The 15,100-nt window shown below is 68.2% G+C and carries 18 protein-coding genes; 11 read left to right on the top strand and 7 right to left on the bottom strand.

Features of this window, described 5'->3' with window-relative positions:
- Window positions 1-3: 3 nt before the first annotated feature.
- The 3 genes from ABEU20_RS16320 to ABEU20_RS16310 are packed head-to-tail and all read right to left on the bottom strand — an operon-like array spanning window position 4 to window position 1,919.
- The gene (locus tag ABEU20_RS16320) at window positions 4-684 is read right to left on the bottom strand and encodes a response regulator transcription factor (RefSeq protein ID WP_005518651.1); all 681 of its coding nucleotides are present in this window, start codon (window positions 682-684) and stop codon (window positions 4-6) included.
- 38 nt (window positions 685-722) lie between these two features.
- A complete protein-coding gene (locus ABEU20_RS16315) occupies window positions 723-1,307 on the bottom strand; it encodes a PH domain-containing protein (RefSeq protein WP_420165427.1) in 585 nt (194 codons plus the stop codon).
- 36 nt (window positions 1,308-1,343) lie between these two features.
- Entirely contained in the window at window positions 1,344-1,919 is a 576-nt protein-coding gene (locus ABEU20_RS16310) for an HdeD family acid-resistance protein (RefSeq protein ID WP_420165426.1), read from the bottom strand.
- A 174-nt stretch (window positions 1,920-2,093) separates the two neighbouring features.
- On the opposite strand from ABEU20_RS16310, the gene ABEU20_RS16305 reads away from it, so the two are divergent.
- On the top strand, window positions 2,094-2,516 hold the full coding sequence (locus tag ABEU20_RS16305) for a DUF7144 family membrane protein (protein WP_420165425.1): 423 nt from the start codon (window positions 2,094-2,096) through the stop codon (window positions 2,514-2,516).
- A gap of 3 nt (window positions 2,517-2,519) precedes the next feature.
- Here the strand turns inward: ABEU20_RS16305 and ABEU20_RS16300 are convergent, their stop codons facing one another.
- Entirely contained in the window at window positions 2,520-3,353 is an 834-nt protein-coding gene (locus tag ABEU20_RS16300) for a biotin--[acetyl-CoA-carboxylase] ligase (RefSeq protein ID WP_420165424.1), read from the bottom strand.
- 116 nt (window positions 3,354-3,469) lie between these two features.
- Between ABEU20_RS16300 and ABEU20_RS16295 the strand changes: the two genes are divergently transcribed.
- Genes ABEU20_RS16295 through ABEU20_RS16285 form a run of 3 tightly spaced genes read left to right on the top strand, consistent with a single transcriptional unit; the run spans window position 3,470 to window position 6,106 of the window.
- Window positions 3,470-5,110, top strand: coding sequence for an acyl-CoA carboxylase subunit beta (locus ABEU20_RS16295; protein ID WP_420165423.1), 1,641 nt, complete (start codon window positions 3,470-3,472; stop codon window positions 5,108-5,110).
- The gene (locus tag ABEU20_RS16290; protein ID WP_420165422.1) at window positions 5,107-5,445 is read left to right on the top strand and encodes an acyl-CoA carboxylase subunit epsilon; all 339 of its coding nucleotides are present in this window, start codon (window positions 5,107-5,109) and stop codon (window positions 5,443-5,445) included. Before ABEU20_RS16295 ends, ABEU20_RS16290 begins: the two co-directional genes overlap by 4 nt.
- 16 nt (window positions 5,446-5,461) lie before the next feature.
- Complete coding sequence (locus ABEU20_RS16285; protein ID WP_420165421.1) at window positions 5,462-6,106, top strand: Maf family protein; 645 nt, start codon at window positions 5,462-5,464, stop codon at window positions 6,104-6,106.
- Window positions 6,107-6,116: 10 nt separating this feature from the next.
- Here ABEU20_RS16285 and ABEU20_RS16280 read toward each other — a convergent pair whose 3' ends face one another.
- Window positions 6,117-6,503: a group III truncated hemoglobin gene (locus ABEU20_RS16280; RefSeq protein ID WP_420165420.1), complete on the bottom strand. Its 387-nt coding sequence runs from the start codon at window positions 6,501-6,503 to the stop codon at window positions 6,117-6,119.
- Window positions 6,504-6,620: 117 nt separating this feature from the next.
- Here ABEU20_RS16280 and ABEU20_RS16275 point away from each other — a divergent pair, with 117 nt between their 5' ends.
- The 7 genes from ABEU20_RS16275 (at window position 6,621) to ABEU20_RS16245 (ending at window position 12,623) form a co-directional block, all read left to right on the top strand.
- Complete coding sequence (locus tag ABEU20_RS16275; protein ID WP_420165419.1) at window positions 6,621-7,532, top strand: sulfurtransferase; 912 nt, start codon at window positions 6,621-6,623, stop codon at window positions 7,530-7,532.
- On the top strand, window positions 7,526-7,942 hold the full coding sequence (locus tag ABEU20_RS16270) for a SufE family protein (protein WP_420165569.1): 417 nt from the start codon (window positions 7,526-7,528) through the stop codon (window positions 7,940-7,942). The genes ABEU20_RS16275 and ABEU20_RS16270 overlap by 7 nt, the downstream gene beginning before the upstream one ends.
- 111 nt (window positions 7,943-8,053) lie before the next feature.
- Window positions 8,054-9,481, top strand: coding sequence for a condensation domain-containing protein (locus tag ABEU20_RS16265; RefSeq protein ID WP_420165418.1), 1,428 nt, complete (start codon window positions 8,054-8,056; stop codon window positions 9,479-9,481).
- A gap of 157 nt (window positions 9,482-9,638) precedes the next feature.
- The gene (locus ABEU20_RS16260) at window positions 9,639-11,429 is read left to right on the top strand and encodes an acetyl/propionyl/methylcrotonyl-CoA carboxylase subunit alpha (RefSeq protein ID WP_420165417.1); all 1,791 of its coding nucleotides are present in this window, start codon (window positions 9,639-9,641) and stop codon (window positions 11,427-11,429) included.
- A gap of 92 nt (window positions 11,430-11,521) precedes the next feature.
- Window positions 11,522-11,923, top strand: a complete 402-nt coding sequence (locus tag ABEU20_RS16255) for a DUF1707 SHOCT-like domain-containing protein (protein WP_420165416.1) — start codon at window positions 11,522-11,524, stop codon at window positions 11,921-11,923.
- Window positions 11,923-12,264: a hypothetical protein gene (locus ABEU20_RS16250; protein WP_420165415.1), complete on the top strand. Its 342-nt coding sequence runs from the start codon at window positions 11,923-11,925 to the stop codon at window positions 12,262-12,264. Before ABEU20_RS16255 ends, ABEU20_RS16250 begins: the two co-directional genes overlap by 1 nt.
- Window positions 12,265-12,269: 5 nt before the next feature.
- Window positions 12,270-12,623, top strand: coding sequence for a VanZ family protein (locus ABEU20_RS16245; RefSeq protein ID WP_420165414.1), 354 nt, complete (start codon window positions 12,270-12,272; stop codon window positions 12,621-12,623).
- Between the two features lie 7 nt (window positions 12,624-12,630).
- Here ABEU20_RS16245 and ABEU20_RS16240 read toward each other — a convergent pair whose 3' ends face one another.
- Together ABEU20_RS16240 and ABEU20_RS16235 are read right to left on the bottom strand one after the other, a co-directional pair.
- Window positions 12,631-13,446, bottom strand: a complete 816-nt coding sequence (locus tag ABEU20_RS16240) for a tyrosine-protein phosphatase (RefSeq protein WP_420165413.1) — start codon at window positions 13,444-13,446, stop codon at window positions 12,631-12,633.
- Between the two features lie 80 nt (window positions 13,447-13,526).
- Window positions 13,527-15,077 carry a Rieske 2Fe-2S domain-containing protein gene (locus ABEU20_RS16235; protein ID WP_420165412.1) on the bottom strand — a complete coding sequence of 517 codons (1,551 nt, stop codon included), beginning with the start codon at window positions 15,075-15,077 and terminating at the stop codon, window positions 13,527-13,529.
- Between the last annotated feature and the right edge of the window lie 23 nt (window positions 15,078-15,100).

The following is a 15,100-nucleotide window of genomic DNA, read 5'->3' as shown; positions in this document are numbered from 1 at the left end:
ACCCTAGTCGGTGTTGATCCGGAAGCCGACGCCGCGCACCGTCGCGATCTTGCGGTCGGCGCCCGCGCCCTCGTCGCCGATCTTCCGGCGCAGCCATGACATGTGCATGTCGAGTGTCTTCGAGCCGCGCAGCTCCACGTCGCCCCACACCTCCCGCAGGATGGTGTCGCGCGACACGACCTGGCCGGCGTGCTCGAGCAGCACCCGCAGCAGCTCGTACTCCTTGTTGGCCAACGCGATCTCGGAACCGTTGACGAGCACGCGGCGCGCGGCCGGTTCGAGTCGGATCCCGGCCACCTCGACGACGACGTCCTCGCCGCCGCCGCTGCGCCGCAGCAGTGCCCGCACGCGGGCCATCAGTTCCGCGAGCCGGAAGGGCTTGCCGACGTAGTCGTCTGCGCCGGCGTCGAGGCCGACGACGAAGTCCACCTCGTCGGTGCGCGCGGTGAGCATGAGGACCGCGAGGTCGAGGCTGTGCGCGCGGAGCTGTCGGCAGACCTCGAGGCCGTCCATGCCGGGCAGCCCGAGATCGAGGATCAACAGCTCGAACTCGCCGGTGAGCGCCCGCTCGAGCGCGGATGGCCCGGTCTGTTCGATGGTGACGGTGTAGCCCTCACGTCCGAGCGCGCGGGACAGCGGCGCAGCGATGGCCTCGTCATCTTCGGCAAGCAGTACGGCGGTCACGACGACAGCCTACGGTCGGTTTCGTCGGCGCGGTCCCATTACCAGCCATTCCGGAAATCGCGGCGATCGTCCGGGGCGCCGCCACGACCGTCGTGCCCCGGATTCGGGTACCCACCGCCGTGCGGATCGTTCGTCGCGTCGAACACCTGCCGGTACAGCAGCGAATGCACCTTCTGCACTTCCGGGATGTCGTCGAACTCGAGCGGATCGTCGGACGACGCGACGATCATCAGCGTCCCGGTCCGCAGCATCCGGTCCACCAGACCGTGCCGGAACTGGACATTGCTGATCCGGTTCATCGGGATGTCGATTCCGGTGTGCGTCATGACCCCGTGCCGGATCATCACCCGCCGGTCGGTGACGATGAAATGCGTGGACTTCCAACGCAATACCGGCACGAGCGTCTTCCACACCACCAGCCCGATCCAGGCTGCGACGAGCACGATCGACGCGACGAGGCCCGCGCCGCCGCTCAATTGCCGCTGCGCGAGCCCCAGCAGGTAGCCGGCGATCGCCGCGGACAGCACGAAGATCGCCACCGGGACGACGAGCATCTTCCAGTGCGGGTGCCGATGCAGCACCAACTCCTCGTCGGCGGCCAGTGCATCTTCCGGGTATCCCATGCGACGAGTCTGACAGGTCCGGACTCGTCGGCCGGTTCAGCTCGCGCGCCGCCCGAGGAACGCCGCGGCCAGCACGATGATGCCGTACAGGATCATCCAGACGCCGACCACGATCACGAACACTCCCAGCGACAACTCCGGCTGCAGCAGAACGATCGCGCCGGCGACGACGCTGATGAGCCCGAGCACGATACCGACGGCGCGGTTGCCGGGGACCTCGGAGGCTCCCGCGACGATGTCGAGCACGCCGCGGAACACCCACCACGCACCGATGACGAGCGCGATGACGACGAGCGTCTGCAACGGGCTGCGCAGGACGAGGAATCCCAGCAGGATCGCCAGCGCACCGGAGAGACCCGTCAGCGTGCGAGCCGCGGTGGGCGCGTTCACCTCTGCGAACGAGCGCACGATCTGGATGATTCCGAACGCGAAGACCTGGACGGCGATCAGGACCGCGACCACAACCAGGGTTGCGTTCGGCCACACCAGGATCGCGATACCGAGGCCGAGGGTGAGCAGCCCGAACACCGCGGTCAGCCCGGTCAGGAACCGGCGCGCGGTCTCCAATTGACCGGTATCTCCCGCCACCCACATGTCGTTCCGTGTACTCATCGCTGTTCCCCTCCGCCTCACGAGAATTCGTGGATCAGCGTCAAAGTAGCAGCAAATCCCGGTGCTGTTTCACCCTTCGGGGGTGAGGTTCGGTGGGATGTTCGGGGACACAATTCCGCTGAGGGCAGTCGACTCTCCAGCGAGGTTTCTCGACCGATCGAAAGGGGAACTGCGATGAGCGATCGCACACCGACGACCCATAGTTCGGGCGGCGGCGCCAAACAGGGATTCGCGGCAGGCACGTCGATCGCCGCCGCGATCATTCTGATGACCGTAGGCATCCTGGAGATCTTCCAGGGAATCTCGGCACTCGCCGACGACAACTTCTTCGTCGTCGGACCCGAGTACGTCTACCAGTTCGACCTCACGACGTGGGGCTGGATCCACCTGGTACTCGGCATCGTCGTCGTCCTCATCGGACTCGGGCTGCTGACCGGCGCGACATGGGCGCGGGTGTGCGCGATCGTCATCGCCGCACTGGCGATCATCGCGAACTTCCTGTGGATCCCGTGGTACCCGCTGTGGTCCATCCTCATCATCGCGCTCAGCGTCGTGGTGATCTGGGCCGTCTCCACGTGGGACACCGACAGGGTGTGAGCCTCACACAGCGCGCAGATGGGTGATGTCGCCGGCCGATACCGCGACCGGCGACTCACCGTCCGCCTTGATCACGATGCGCCCCTCGACGTCGACGTCGGTGGCGGTCCCGATCAGTTCCCGATCGCCCGGAAGCTCGGCCCGCACCCTGCGGCCGAGCGTTCCGCATCTCTCCCGGTACAGCGCGGCCAGCGCGTCGACCTTCCATCCCGCGGCCTCCCACTCCCGGTGCCGCCGTGCCAGTTCCCGCAACATCGCCCGCACCAGAACGGTGCGATCGGTGACCTCCGCATCCTCGAGTTGCAGCGACGTCGCGGTGGGCACGGGCAGTTCGTCCTCCGTCAGCGTCACGTTGAGGCCGATCCCGACGACGACCGTCGGCACGGGCGCCGTGGACGCCACCTCGGCGAGGATTCCCGCAACCTTGCGGCCGCCGATCAGGACGTCGTTGGGCCATTTGAGTTCCGCGTCCACGCCGGCGATGTCCCGCAGCGCGTCGATCACGGCGATACCGGAGAGCAGCGGCAGCCAACCGATGTCCGACAGATCCATCCCGGGCATGTCGAGGATGGCGGAGACGGTGATCAGGGCACGGGGCGCGCTCACCCACGGCCGGGCGTGCCGCCCGCGTCCACCCGTCTGGTGCTCGGCGAGCAGGACACTGCGCGCGTAGTCGGCGTCGCGCGGGGCAGCGAGGAGATCGGCGTTGGTGGAACCGGTCTCGGACACGACGTCCAGTCGCGACCAGAACGCATCCGGGTCGCCGCCGGCGTCACGGACGAGGGCGCGCCGGAGAACGCCGGCATCGAGCGGGGGGCGGTTCAGATCGGTCCACATCCGTCCAGCCTAGGATGCGCTTGGAATGTGACTCGCCAGTAGCTTAGGTTGAATAATTCAACGCAACCCGACCTCGTGCAAACGGGCCTCGGGAGACCTGGCTAAGCTCACTTCCCATGACCAGTGTGCAGGAGCCAGCCGCGGCGGAGGCGGCGAACACCCCGGATATCCACACGACGGCAGGAAAGCTCGCTGACCTGCGTAACCGCCAGGCGCAGGCAATGCAGCCCATGGGCGAAGCAGCCGTCGAGAAGGTCCACGCCAAGGGCAAGCTGACGGCGCGCGAGCGCATTCACGCCCTCCTGGACGAGGGCTCGTTCGTCGAGCTCGACGCCCTGGCCCGGCACCGCAGCACCAACTTCGGCCTCGCCGACAACCGTCCCGTCGGCGACGGTGTCGTGACCGGCTACGGCACCATCGACGGCCGCGACGTCTGCGTCTTCAGCCAGGACGCCACCGTGTTCGGTGGCTCGCTCGGCGAGATCTACGGCGAGAAGATCGTCAAGGTCATGGACCTGGCGCTCAAGACCGGCCGCCCGCTGATCGGCATCAACGAGGGTGCCGGCGCGCGCATCCAGGAGGGCGTCGTCTCGCTCGGCCTGTACGGCGAGATCTTCCACCGCAACGTCCAGGCCTCGGGTGTCATCCCGCAGATCTCCCTGATCATGGGCCCGGCCGCCGGTGGACACGTCTACTCCCCCGCGCTGACCGACTTCGTGGTCATGGTCGACGAGGCCAGCCAGATGTTCGTCACCGGCCCCGACGTCATCAAGACCGTCACGGGCGAGGACGTCACCATGGAGGATCTGGGCGGCGCCCGGACCCACATGGCCAAGTCGGGTGTCGCGCACTACGTCGCCTCCGGCGAGCAGGACGCACTCGACTACGTCAAGGACCTGCTGTCCTACCTGCCGAGCAACAACCAGGCCGCGGCCCCGCGCCTGGCCCCGTCCGATCCGATCGTCGGATCGATCGAGGAGTCGCTCACCGACGAGGACCGCGAACTCGACACGCTGATCCCGGACTCGGCGAACCAGCCGTACGACATGCACGAGGTCATCCGTCGCATCCTCGACGACGACGAGTTCCTCGAGGTCCAGGCCGGCCGCGCCATGAACGTGATCGTCGGCTACGGCCGCGTCGACGGCCGCAGCGTCGGCATCGTCGCGAACCAGCCCACCCAGTTCGCGGGCTGCCTGGACATCGACGCGTCCGAGAAGGCCGCGCGCTTCGTCCGCACGTGCGACGCGTTCAACGTCCCGATCATCACCCTGGTCGACGTCCCGGGCTTCCTCCCCGGCACCGAGCAGGAATACAACGGCATCATCCGCCGTGGCGCGAAGCTTCTGTACGCGTACGGCGAGGCGACGGTCGGCAAGATCACCGTCATCACCCGCAAGGCGTACGGCGGCGCGTACGACGTCATGGGCTCCAAGCACATGGGCGCCGACGTCAACCTGGCATGGCCGACCGCGCAGATCGCGGTCATGGGCGCGTCCGGCGCCGTCGGCTTCGTCTACCGCAAGCAGCTCCTCGAGGCCGCCAAGAACGGTGAGGACGTCGACGCGCTGCGCCTGAAGCTGCAGCAGGAGTACGAGGACACCCTGGTGAACCCGTACGTTGCGGCCGAGCGCGGTTACATCGACGCGGTCATCCCGCCGTCGCACACCCGCGGACAGATCGTCTCCGCTCTGCGTCTGCTCGAGCGCAAGATGGTTTCCCTTCCGCCCAAGAAGCATGGGAACATCCCCCTATGACAGCGACGACCCGGGAAGAAGTGCTCACCGACGCCGAGCTGCTGGATGCGTCCTCGCTCGAAGGAGCCGCGTTGGCCGAAGCAGTCGCCGGACTCGAGCCCGATGTCGCAGCGGGCCCGCAGTCGCCGCTGATCAAGGTCGTCAAGGGCAACCCGACGGATGCGGACGTCGCAGCCGTGGTCGCGGTCCTGTGCGCCGCCGCGGCGGCCTCGGCCGAACCGTCCGACGACGGCCTGCCGCCCGAGACGTGGGGCGCGCCCACCCGCATGCATCGCGGGCACGCGCCGTTCTCGCCGTACTCGTTCGGCACCCCGGTCGCCGCGCGCCCGTTCTGATCGAACGGCTGCACGAGTGACCCACCTGGTTCTCGCCTCGGCGTCCCCGGCACGGCTGTCCGTGCTGCGGGGCGCCGGGGTCGAGCCCACCGTCCGCGTCTCCGGCGTGGACGAGGACGCGATCATCGACCGTCTGGGGCCGTCCGCCGCCCCCGACACGGTCGTCACCACCCTCGCGGAGGCCAAGGCCCGCGACGTGGTCCCCTCGCTCGTCGCCGAGGGCATCACCGATGCCGTCGTGATCGGTTGCGATTCCATGCTGCTGATCGACGGCGAACTCCAGGGCAAGCCGCACACGGTCGACGTCGCCCGACGCCGCTGGCGCTCGATGGCCGGCCGCAGCGCGACCCTGTTGACCGGGCACAGCGTCCTTCGCCTCTCCGACGGCGCGGTCGTCGCCGACGCGTCGGATCACAGTGGCACCGTCGTGCACTTCGCGTCGCCGTCGGACCAGGACCTCGAGGCATATCTCGCGTCCGGTGAGCCGTTGAAGGTCGCCGGCGCCTTCACCCTCGACAGCCTCGGCGGCTGGTTCGTGGAGAAGCTCGAGGGCGATCCGTCGAGCGTCATCGGGATCGGTCTCCCGTTGGTGCGGCGACTGCTCTCCGACGTCGGCGTCTCGATCGCCGAACTGTGGGCTGCCAACTCCCTGGCGCGCTGACGCCGCTCCGCTAGTTCCGGGCGCGCTGCAGCGCCGCTGCCATCGCGCGGGCCTTCGACTTGGCTCGTTCCGCGTCGACACCGGCAAATGACGCGTCCACGGTGTCGCACCACAACGCCAACCACCGCTCGAACCGTTCGTCGGTGAGATCGTGCTGCCGGTGCAGCGCCTCGTGCACGGGCCCGAAGTGGCCCTGATATCTGACTGTCCGGAACAAGATCTGTTCCCAGAAGTCCCCGACCACCGGCAGGTGCTGCTCGAGACCGACGACGGCGAGGGTCTCGAAGACGGGGGCGAGCAGTGGGTCGCGCATGGCGCGCTCGTAGAAGGTCCGCAACAGACGATCGACGTCGGCACGGGTGGCCAGTTCCGCGCGGTGGTCGTCGGGGCTCGTCACGGTGCCCGACAGTACTCGCCGGTAGCCGCAGCGATCTCGATCACGCTCCCGAACGGGCGACCACTTAGAATCGTGGGTGGACAACCCTCCACCCACGCATGCCTCAGGAGCCCACCCGTGCCCGTCGCGCCCGATCCCCATCCCGCATTCGCTGCGTACACCCATCCGGAGCGACTCGTGTCGACCGAGTGGCTGTCGATCAATCTGGGAGCCCCCGGCGTGAAGGTCGTCGAGTCGGACGAGGACGTCCTGCTCTACGACATCGGTCACATCCCGGGCGCGGTGAAGATCGACTGGCACCTGGACCTCAACGATCCGGTCACGCGCGACTACATCGACGGCGAGGCGTTCTCGGCCCTGATGAGCCGCAAGGGCATCTCCCGCGACGACACCGTGGTCATCTACGGCGACAAGAGCAACTGGTGGGCGGCGTACGCGCTGTGGGTGTTCACGCTGTTCGGCCACGAGGACGTCCGCCTGCTCGACGGCGGCCGCGATGCCTGGCTGTCGGAGAACCGCGACACCACGTTCGACGTCCCGACGCCCGCCCCCACCGACTACCCGGTGGTCGAGCGCGACGACAGTTCGATCCGGGCGTTCAAGGACGACGTCCTGGCGCACCTGGGCCGCGGGCCGCTGGTCGACGTCCGCTCGCCGCAGGAGTACACGGGCGAGCGCACCCACATGCCCGACTACCCGGAGGAGGGTGCGCTGCGCGGCGGGCACATCCCGACCGCGGTGTCGATCCCGTGGGCGCGGGCCGCCGCCCCCGACGGCCGCTTCCGCAGCCGGCCGGAACTCGAGGAGATCTACGCGGACTTCTCCCGCGACGAGGACGTCGTCGCGTACTGCCGCATCGGCGAGCGCTCCAGCCACACCTGGTTCGTGCTGACGCACCTGCTCGGGTACCCGAACGTCCGGAACTACGACGGTTCGTGGACCGAGTGGGGCAACGTCGTGCGGGTCCCCATCGTCAAGGGCGATCAGCCGGGCACCGTGCCGGGCACCGCCGTGGAGGCCGCATCGTGAGCCTGCCGGAGAGCCTTGCCGAGATCGTCGACGACTTCGCCGCCGTCGACGGTCAGGACAAGCTGCAGTTGCTGCTCGAGTTCAGCCGCGAACTCGCGCCGCTGCCGGCCGAGCTCGAGCAGGACGCGATGGAGCCGGTGCCCGAGTGCCAGTCGCCGTTGTTCCTGTTCGTCGACGACTCGGACCCGGAGAAGGTGCGCCTGCACTTCAGCGCGCCGGCCGAGGCGCCGACCACCCGCGGATTCGCGTCGATTCTGCATCAGGGACTCGACGGACACAGTGCCGCAACCATTCTCGCCGTTCCTGACGACTTCTACTCGGACCTGGGGCTGGCCGACGCGGTGAGCCCCCTACGACTGCGGGGCATGAGCGCGATGCTGGCCCGCATCAAGCGTCACCTGCGCAACTGAGCGGTACCCTTCCGCTGCATCACCCACCGGGGAGCGACCCTTCCCGACAACTTCACTGTGACGATCTTCACCGCCGCCACCGCGGCGGGACAAGAGACTGGATTCTCCACGATGGAATTCACCGAGCTCGCGGACTACGCGATCTCCCCCGGCATGCTCACCGAGTGGTTACCCGAAGCCACGTCGGGGTGGGCCGACGACGCCCGTCCGGCGTCGTACATCCACGAGGCGCACCTGCGCCGCACCGCCGACGGCACCCACGACGACGGCCGCGAGTCGTGGCTCGGTGCCGCGTTCCGCATCCCCGGAGAGTTCGACCACGACGCCTTCCGCACCGCTGTCGGGATGTGGATCGAGCGCCACGAACCGCTGCGCACGCATGCCGCGCTCGGCCACGACGGGCGCATCACGCGCCGCACGATCGATCCGGCCGGCATCGAACTCGACGAGGTCCGGCACGAGTTCGAGTTCGATGCGGACACCGTCTACGAGCGGGTCCACGACCTGTTCGACGAGCTCACCTCGCCGCACCGCTGGCCCGCGTACTTGTTCGTCACGCTCGAGCACTCCGATCCGGAGCCCGAGTGCACGGTGTTCTTCGCGGCCGACCATTCGATCATCGACGGACTGTCCGTGGTGCTGGTGGCGCACGAGATCACCAGTCTCTACACGGAGGCGCTGACGGGGAGGCCGTCGCTGCTGGTGCCGGCGGGAAGCTACATCGATTTCGGCTCCGAGGAACGCGCCACCGCGTCGGCGATCGACCACACGCACCCCGCCGTCGAGTGCTGGCGTTCGGCGTTTTCACGCAGCAAGGGCCGGCTGTCGGATTTCCCGCTCGATCTGGGCCCGCGCCCGGCGGAACGGATTGCGCAGCGGGCGGTGTCCGAGTGGGTGTTCGACGCCGGCCAGGCCGCCGCGTTCAACACCGCGTGCCACCGCGTCGGGCAGAACTTCTTCGCCGGGGTCCTGGCGTGCCTGGCTCAGGCCGGTGCAGAACTGAGCGGCGACACGGTGTTTCGGACCGTCACTCCTGTGCATACCCGCAACGATCCGAACTGGGCCACGTCGCTGGGCTGGTTCGTGGGACTGGCTCCCATCGAGTTCGACATCGCCGGCGTGGCCGACTTCGCGGAGGCCGCCGCGCGGGCGTCGGCTGCGATCTCGCTCACCAAGCCTGCGGCGAAGGTGCCGTTCGCGCGCGTCGAGGAAATCCTCCGGACGCCGATCCGGCCACGGTTCGTCGTCTCGTTCATGGATGTCCGCTTCGTCCCGATGGCCCAGCAGTGGCCGGAGGTCCACGCGCGGGCGCTCCGCAGCCGCCACTACACCCACGACGTGTACATCTGGGTGAACCGGACCCCGCACGGACTCAACGTCTCCGCACGATTCCCGGGAACCGACACCGCGACCGAGAGCGTGATGCTGTTCCTCCACCGTGCACGCCGAGCGATGCTCGACGTCGTCGCGGCCACCGAACCCGTCCGGGCGAACATGCCGACCGCCGTCGCCGGCACAGGTCCCACTACTGATCAGTAGGGTTGCGATGCCGAACCGAGCCCTTAATGTGTAAGCGCTATCCGGTTACATCGTCTATCGGATTGATGCATACACTCCGATGAGATGCCAACAGATACCCGCCGGTGACCCCACAGGTGATCCACGGGGACAGACCATGCGAAACACAGGAGGCTCAGTGCCCACTCAAGCCAGCGCGCAGATCACGAAGGTGCTCGTCGCCAACCGCGGCGAGATCGCTGTGCGGGTCATCCGAGCTGCGAAGGATGCCGGCTACGGAAGCGTCGCCGTCTACGCCGAGCCGGATGCGGACGCACAGTTCGTGAAGCTGGCTGACGAGGCCTTCGCGCTCGGCGGTCAGACGTCGGCCGAGTCCTACCTCGTGTTCGACAAGATCCTCGACGCCGCGAAGAAGTCCGGCGCCGACGCGATCCACCCCGGCTACGGCTTCCTGTCCGAGAACGCCGACTTCGCGCAGGCCGTCATCGACGCTGGCCTGATCTGGATCGGCCCCTCGCCGCAGTCGATCCGCGACCTGGGTGACAAGGTCACCGCCCGCCACATCGCCGAGCGCGCCAAGGCTCCGATGGCCGCCGGCACCAAGGATCCGGTCAAGAACGCCGATGAGGTCGTCGAGTTCGCCAAGCAGTACGGCGTCCCGGTCGCGATCAAGGCGGCCTTCGGTGGTGGCGGTCGCGGCATGAAGGTCGCGCAGACCATCGAGGAGATCCCCGAGCTGTTCGAGTCGGCCACCCGTGAGGCCATCGCCGCCTTCGGTCGCGGCGAGTGCTTCGTGGAGCAGTACCTGGACAAGGCCCGCCACGTCGAGGCCCAGGTCATCGCCGACAAGCACGGCAACGTCGTCGTCGCCGGTACCCGTGACTGCTCGCTGCAGCGCCGCTTCCAGAAGCTCGTCGAGGAGGCCCCCGCGCCGTTCCTGACCGACGACCAGCGCGCCCGCATCCACGCGTCCGCCAAGGCCATCTGCAAGGAGGCCGGCTACTACGGTGCCGGCACCGTCGAGTACCTGGTCCAGGGCGATACGGTCTCGTTCCTCGAGGTCAACACCCGCCTGCAGGTCGAGCACCCGGTCACCGAGGAGACCGCGGGCATCGACCTGGTGCGCCAGCAGTTCCTCATCGCCAACGGCGAGGAGCTGAGCATCAAGGAGGATCCGACCCCGCGCGGCCACTCCTTCGAGTTCCGCATCAACGGCGAGGACGCCGGCCGTGGCTTCATGCCCGCCCCCGGCCCCATCACCGTCTACAAGGAGCCGACGGGCCCCGGCGTGCGCGTCGACTCGGGTGTCGTCCAGGGCGACGTCATCGGCGGCCAGTTCGACTCGATGCTCGCCAAGCTGATCGTCACGGGTGAGAACCGCGAGCAGGCGCTGCAGCGTGCCGCGCGTGCGCTCGCCGAGTTCGAGGTCGACGGCCTCGCCACGGTCATCCCGTTCCACCGCCACATCGTCGAGAACCCCGCGTTCATCGGCGACGGCGAGGGCTTCGAGGTCTACACCAAGTGGATCGAGACCGAGTGGGACAACACCATCGAGCCGTTCGCCGGTTCGGGTGCCGTGGCCGACGACGAGGAGAACCTGCCCCGTCAGTCGGTCGTCGTCGAGGTCGGCGGCCGTCGCGTCGAGGTCTCGCTGCCCGGTGCGTTCTCGATCGGCACGGGCGGCGCCCCGGCCGGCGTGATCCGCAAGAAGCCGAAGGCGCGCAAGCGCGGTGGCGCCGGTGGCGGTGCCGCGTCGGGTGACGCCGTGACCGCTCCGATGCAGGGCACCGTCGTCAAGGTCGCCGTCGAGGAGGGCCAGGAGGTCGCCGAGGGCGATCTGATCGTCGTCCTCGAGGCCATGAAGATGGAGAACCCGGTCACCGCGCACAAGGCCGGTGTCGTCACCGGTCTCGCGGTCGAGGCCGGCGCCGCCATCACGCAGGGCACGGTCCTCGCCGAGCTGAAGTGACGTCTCGGTAGGTAACCCACTGCTTCACACTGTGCGCGCCTCGCGGATTCGCGAGGCGCGCACAGTGCTGTTCGGGCAGTAGTCTTTACGTCATGTCCGACCTTCCGGAGATCCGCATCGGCACCGCCGAACGCGAACACGCGCTCGAGGCGCTGACGCAGCACTTCTCCGACGGACGGCTCACCGTCACCGAGTTCGACGAGCGCAGTGGGCAGATCGCGGCGGCCACCACCCGCGGACAGCTGGACACGGTGTTCTCCGATCTGCCGTCGCTCACACCGTCCACGCCGTCGAAGGTCGCTCCGGAACCCGAGGACGCCGACCGTGAGAAGACGTGGCGCAACACCGTCATGGCGGTGATCCCGTTCGTGGCGCTGGCACTGTTCTTCGTGGTGCCGATCGACAACAGTTGGCTGTTCTTCCTGCTGATCCCCGCGACCGCGGCGATCCTCTTCGGCGGCAAGGACGGCAGGAGAGGACGCGGCAGCTGCTGATGGAACCGATCGAGATCAATGCCGGCTCCTGGTATCTGCGCGCACTTCGCGCCGACGAGCGCGTCGACGACCGCCCCGCGCTGCGCGACGGCGGCGTCACCGATCTCGGCTACGTCGCCGAACGCACCCGCCAGTGGGAGACCGAGGAGCACTTTTCCTGGGCGGTGTGCGAGCCCACGACGGGTGAACTGCTCGCCGAAGTGGGACTCACTTCCGACGGCGGCGACGGCGTCCTGAGCGGTTGGGCACGCGCCGGCCACGACGACGCCCTCGCGGTGGCCACCGACGCCGTCCGTCGTTTCGCCGAGGGCGCGCTCGGCCTCGCGGTCACGGGACACTGACGCCGATGCTCGACCGATTCGACACGCGCTACGTGCCGCTCGCGATCGCCACGGTGATCGTGCTCGTGATGCTGTTCTCCCCCGGTTCCACCGTCCCGAGCGGACCGGAGAACAGCGACAAGGTCACTCATGCGCTGATGTTCGCGGCGCTCGCACTGACGTCCCGTTACGCCCGCATCGGCGTCGCGTGGACCGCGGCCTGGCTGCTGGTGTTCGCCGCGGTGTCGGAGGTGCTGCAGGGCGCGCTGCCGATCCAGCGCAGCGGCTCGATCTGGGATGCGGCAGCCGACGCCGTCGGCATCGTCATCGGTCTCGTGGCCGCGCGGGTGTTGGCGCGGCCACTGCGCATCCCCGTCTGAACCGCTCTCAGCCCTCCAGCAGGTGCGCGCGGATCGCGTCCTGCCCCGCGACGTCGATGCCGAGGCCGTCGGCGAAGTAGCCCTCGATCGAGCCGAACTTCTCCCGCATCTGCGCCAACGCCGCCTGGAGGTATTCCGGCCGCACTCCCAGGACCTGCTTCAGCAGTTCCGGATCGCCGCCGGCGGCGGTGAACTTGTCGAAGATCGACGCGAACGCCGGCAGCAACTGCTCGTTGGTGAGCAGGTATTCGTGGAAGACGTCGTCCTCGTCCACGCCGAGCAGGAGCAGCAGCGACGCCGTCGCCCAGCCCGTGCGGTCCTTGCCGGTGGTGCAGTGCACGAGGGCAGGCAGGTTGTCGCGCGCCGCCAGATCCGTGAACAGGGTGCGGTACGACGCGACGGCGCTCGGGAGGGTCACGAAGTCGCGGTAGCTACCGAGGAAGTAGTCGAGTGCTTTGTTCTCGCCGAGCATCGACACCGCGATCGACGGATCCGACATCACGGCCTGCATCTGCGCGGGCACCGACCGCAGCGCCTTGTCGGCGAGGACGTCGAGCGGGACCTCGCGGGCGGACGGCGGTACCCGGTCCGGCGCGGCCTCGCGCTCGGAGTGGGTGCGCAGGTCGAAGACCGTCACCAGGCCGAGGTCGGCCAGACGCGGGGCGTCGTCGACGGTGATCTTGCTGAGGTCCGTCGAGCGGTAGTAGTGCCCGAAACGGATGGTGGCTCCGTCGCGCGTGCGGTAGCCGCCGATGTCGCGCAGGTTGGGAACGGACTCGATCGGGATGCTCGCGCCGGGCGTCGCGCCGGGGATTGACGTCATGCGCCCGAATCTAGACGAGCCCGCCCGCCGAGGCTGCTCGGAGTCTCGGCGGGCGGGCCCGTGTCGTGTGAGTGGGTGCGTCAGCCCAGCTTCTTCGATCGCAGTTCGTGGCCCTTGGACGTCTTGCAGCGTCCGGTTTCGAGGTCCCACTGCCAGCCGTGCAGGTTGCACGTCAGGTTCGAGCCCTCGACGACGCCGAACTTGCTCAGGTCTGCCTTGAGGTGCGGGCAGCGGCGCTGGATCTCGTAGCCGCCCACCTCGATCGACGCGGTATCGTCGTGGGCCTCGGCGAACCAGCCGTCGGCATACGCGATGCGCTCGTCGGTGAGACACTTGAAGAACGTGTAGAGGAACTCGTTGTAGCCGCCGACACGCCACGCCTCGAAGCGGGTGGACAGGAAGATCGTGTTGACCCAGTCCGGCTCGTCGTCGCGCAGCACGGTGCGCACCAGTTCGGGCGCGATGCGGAAGCCGTAGCGGTACTTGCCGGCGCCGTCCTGCGGCTCGCGGACCGTGCGGTTCGGGAAGTCGAGGACGACGGTCTCGTCGCCCATCACGAGTCCCACCGGGTAGCCGATGCCGTCGCAGATGACGTCGGACTGCGCCATGATCGGCTCGAACTTGGCCTTGAGCGGTCCGAGCAGGGGCTCGCCCTCGGCGGGCGCCCACGCGGCCTTCTCGGCGGCGATCACCGGCGCCATGCGCTGCGCCATGTCCTCGATGTAGGCGGCCTTGTCGGTGAAGATCTTCTCGACGTCGGCATCGGGGATCGGGTGTGCGAGCGCGGCCTTGTCGCCGTGGATGTCGACGGTCGAGCCGGGGATCATCAGCAGCCCGCCGTCGTTGCCGTGGATCCTCATCTGCTCGAGGAACACGATCTGGTCGGGAAAGATGTTGCCCTCGTCGCCGTGATCGTCGTTCAGGTCGCGCAGCGCGTCGTCGAGGAACACGGGCGGACCGGCTGACGGCACCACCCACGTGGCACCGACCTGCTCGATATAGCTGCGGCAGCGGTCCATGCCGCGCTGGCGCTTCTGCTTGCCGAAGTTGCGCTTGGTGCCGGCCGGGATGTCGTAGACCATCGGGTACCAGATGGCGCCCGAGTACTGCAGCAGGTGGATGTCGATCTTGCCGAACGCCTCGAGCATCGGATCCATGTCGACGGGCCGGGCGTCGTTCATGTTGAAGCACACGGTCTCGCCGTCGGAGACGACCAGTCCGGAGTCGCCGATCGGGCCGTCGGCGGGTGCGCGCAGCGCGATGATCATGACGTCCAGGTCGCCCTTGGGACCGCTCACCGTGTGCTTGACCGAATCCTCGGTCTCGAAGAACTTGGTGAAGCCCAGCTTGCGGAGTTCGCGCTCGAGGTCCGGCACGGGGTAGTCCGGGAGCAGGACGGTCGCGTCCTTGTTGACGTGCTTGGTGAGTGTCTCCGGATCGAAGTGGTCCTTGTGCAGGTGCGAGACGTACAGGTAGTCGACGTCGCCGAGCGCGTCCCAGTCGAGACCGGTGTTGTCCGGGAACGGGAACCACGACGCGAAGTACGCGGGATTCACCCACGGGTCGCAGAGAATCGACCCCGCTTCGGTCTGGATGTGGAATCCGGCGTGTCCGACGCTGGTGATCTGCACTCGTCTGCCTCCTCGATAGACCT

The sequence above is a fragment of the Rhodococcus parequi genome, assembly GCF_046042785.1.
GTDB lineage: Bacteria > Actinomycetota > Actinomycetes > Mycobacteriales > Mycobacteriaceae > Prescottella > Prescottella parequi.
The sequence above is the reverse complement of the archived record's forward strand: the minus strand, read 5'-3'. Positions and strand labels throughout refer to the sequence as shown.

Coding starts and splice junctions, on each gene's coding strand:
- ABEU20_RS16240 (WP_420165413.1), bottom strand. CDS start 13,446: ATGACGTCAATCCCCGGCGCGACGCCCGGCGCGAGCATCCCGATCGAG.
- ABEU20_RS16290 (WP_420165422.1), top strand. CDS start 5,107: ATGACAGCGACGACCCGGGAAGAAGTGCTCACCGACGCCGAGCTGCTG.
- ABEU20_RS16265 (WP_420165418.1), top strand. CDS start 8,054: ATGGAATTCACCGAGCTCGCGGACTACGCGATCTCCCCCGGCATGCTC.
- ABEU20_RS16300 (WP_420165424.1), bottom strand. CDS start 3,353: ATGTGGACCGATCTGAACCGCCCCCCGCTCGATGCCGGCGTTCTCCGG.
- ABEU20_RS16305 (WP_420165425.1), top strand. CDS start 2,094: ATGAGCGATCGCACACCGACGACCCATAGTTCGGGCGGCGGCGCCAAA.
- ABEU20_RS16315 (WP_420165427.1), bottom strand. CDS start 1,307: ATGGGATACCCGGAAGATGCACTGGCCGCCGACGAGGAGTTGGTGCTG.
- ABEU20_RS16310 (WP_420165426.1), bottom strand. CDS start 1,919: ATGAGTACACGGAACGACATGTGGGTGGCGGGAGATACCGGTCAATTG.
- ABEU20_RS16245 (WP_420165414.1), top strand. CDS start 12,270: ATGCTCGACCGATTCGACACGCGCTACGTGCCGCTCGCGATCGCCACG.
- ABEU20_RS16295 (WP_420165423.1), top strand. CDS start 3,470: ATGACCAGTGTGCAGGAGCCAGCCGCGGCGGAGGCGGCGAACACCCCG.
- ABEU20_RS16250 (WP_420165415.1), top strand. CDS start 11,923: ATGGAACCGATCGAGATCAATGCCGGCTCCTGGTATCTGCGCGCACTT.
- ABEU20_RS16255 (WP_420165416.1), top strand. CDS start 11,522: ATGTCCGACCTTCCGGAGATCCGCATCGGCACCGCCGAACGCGAACAC.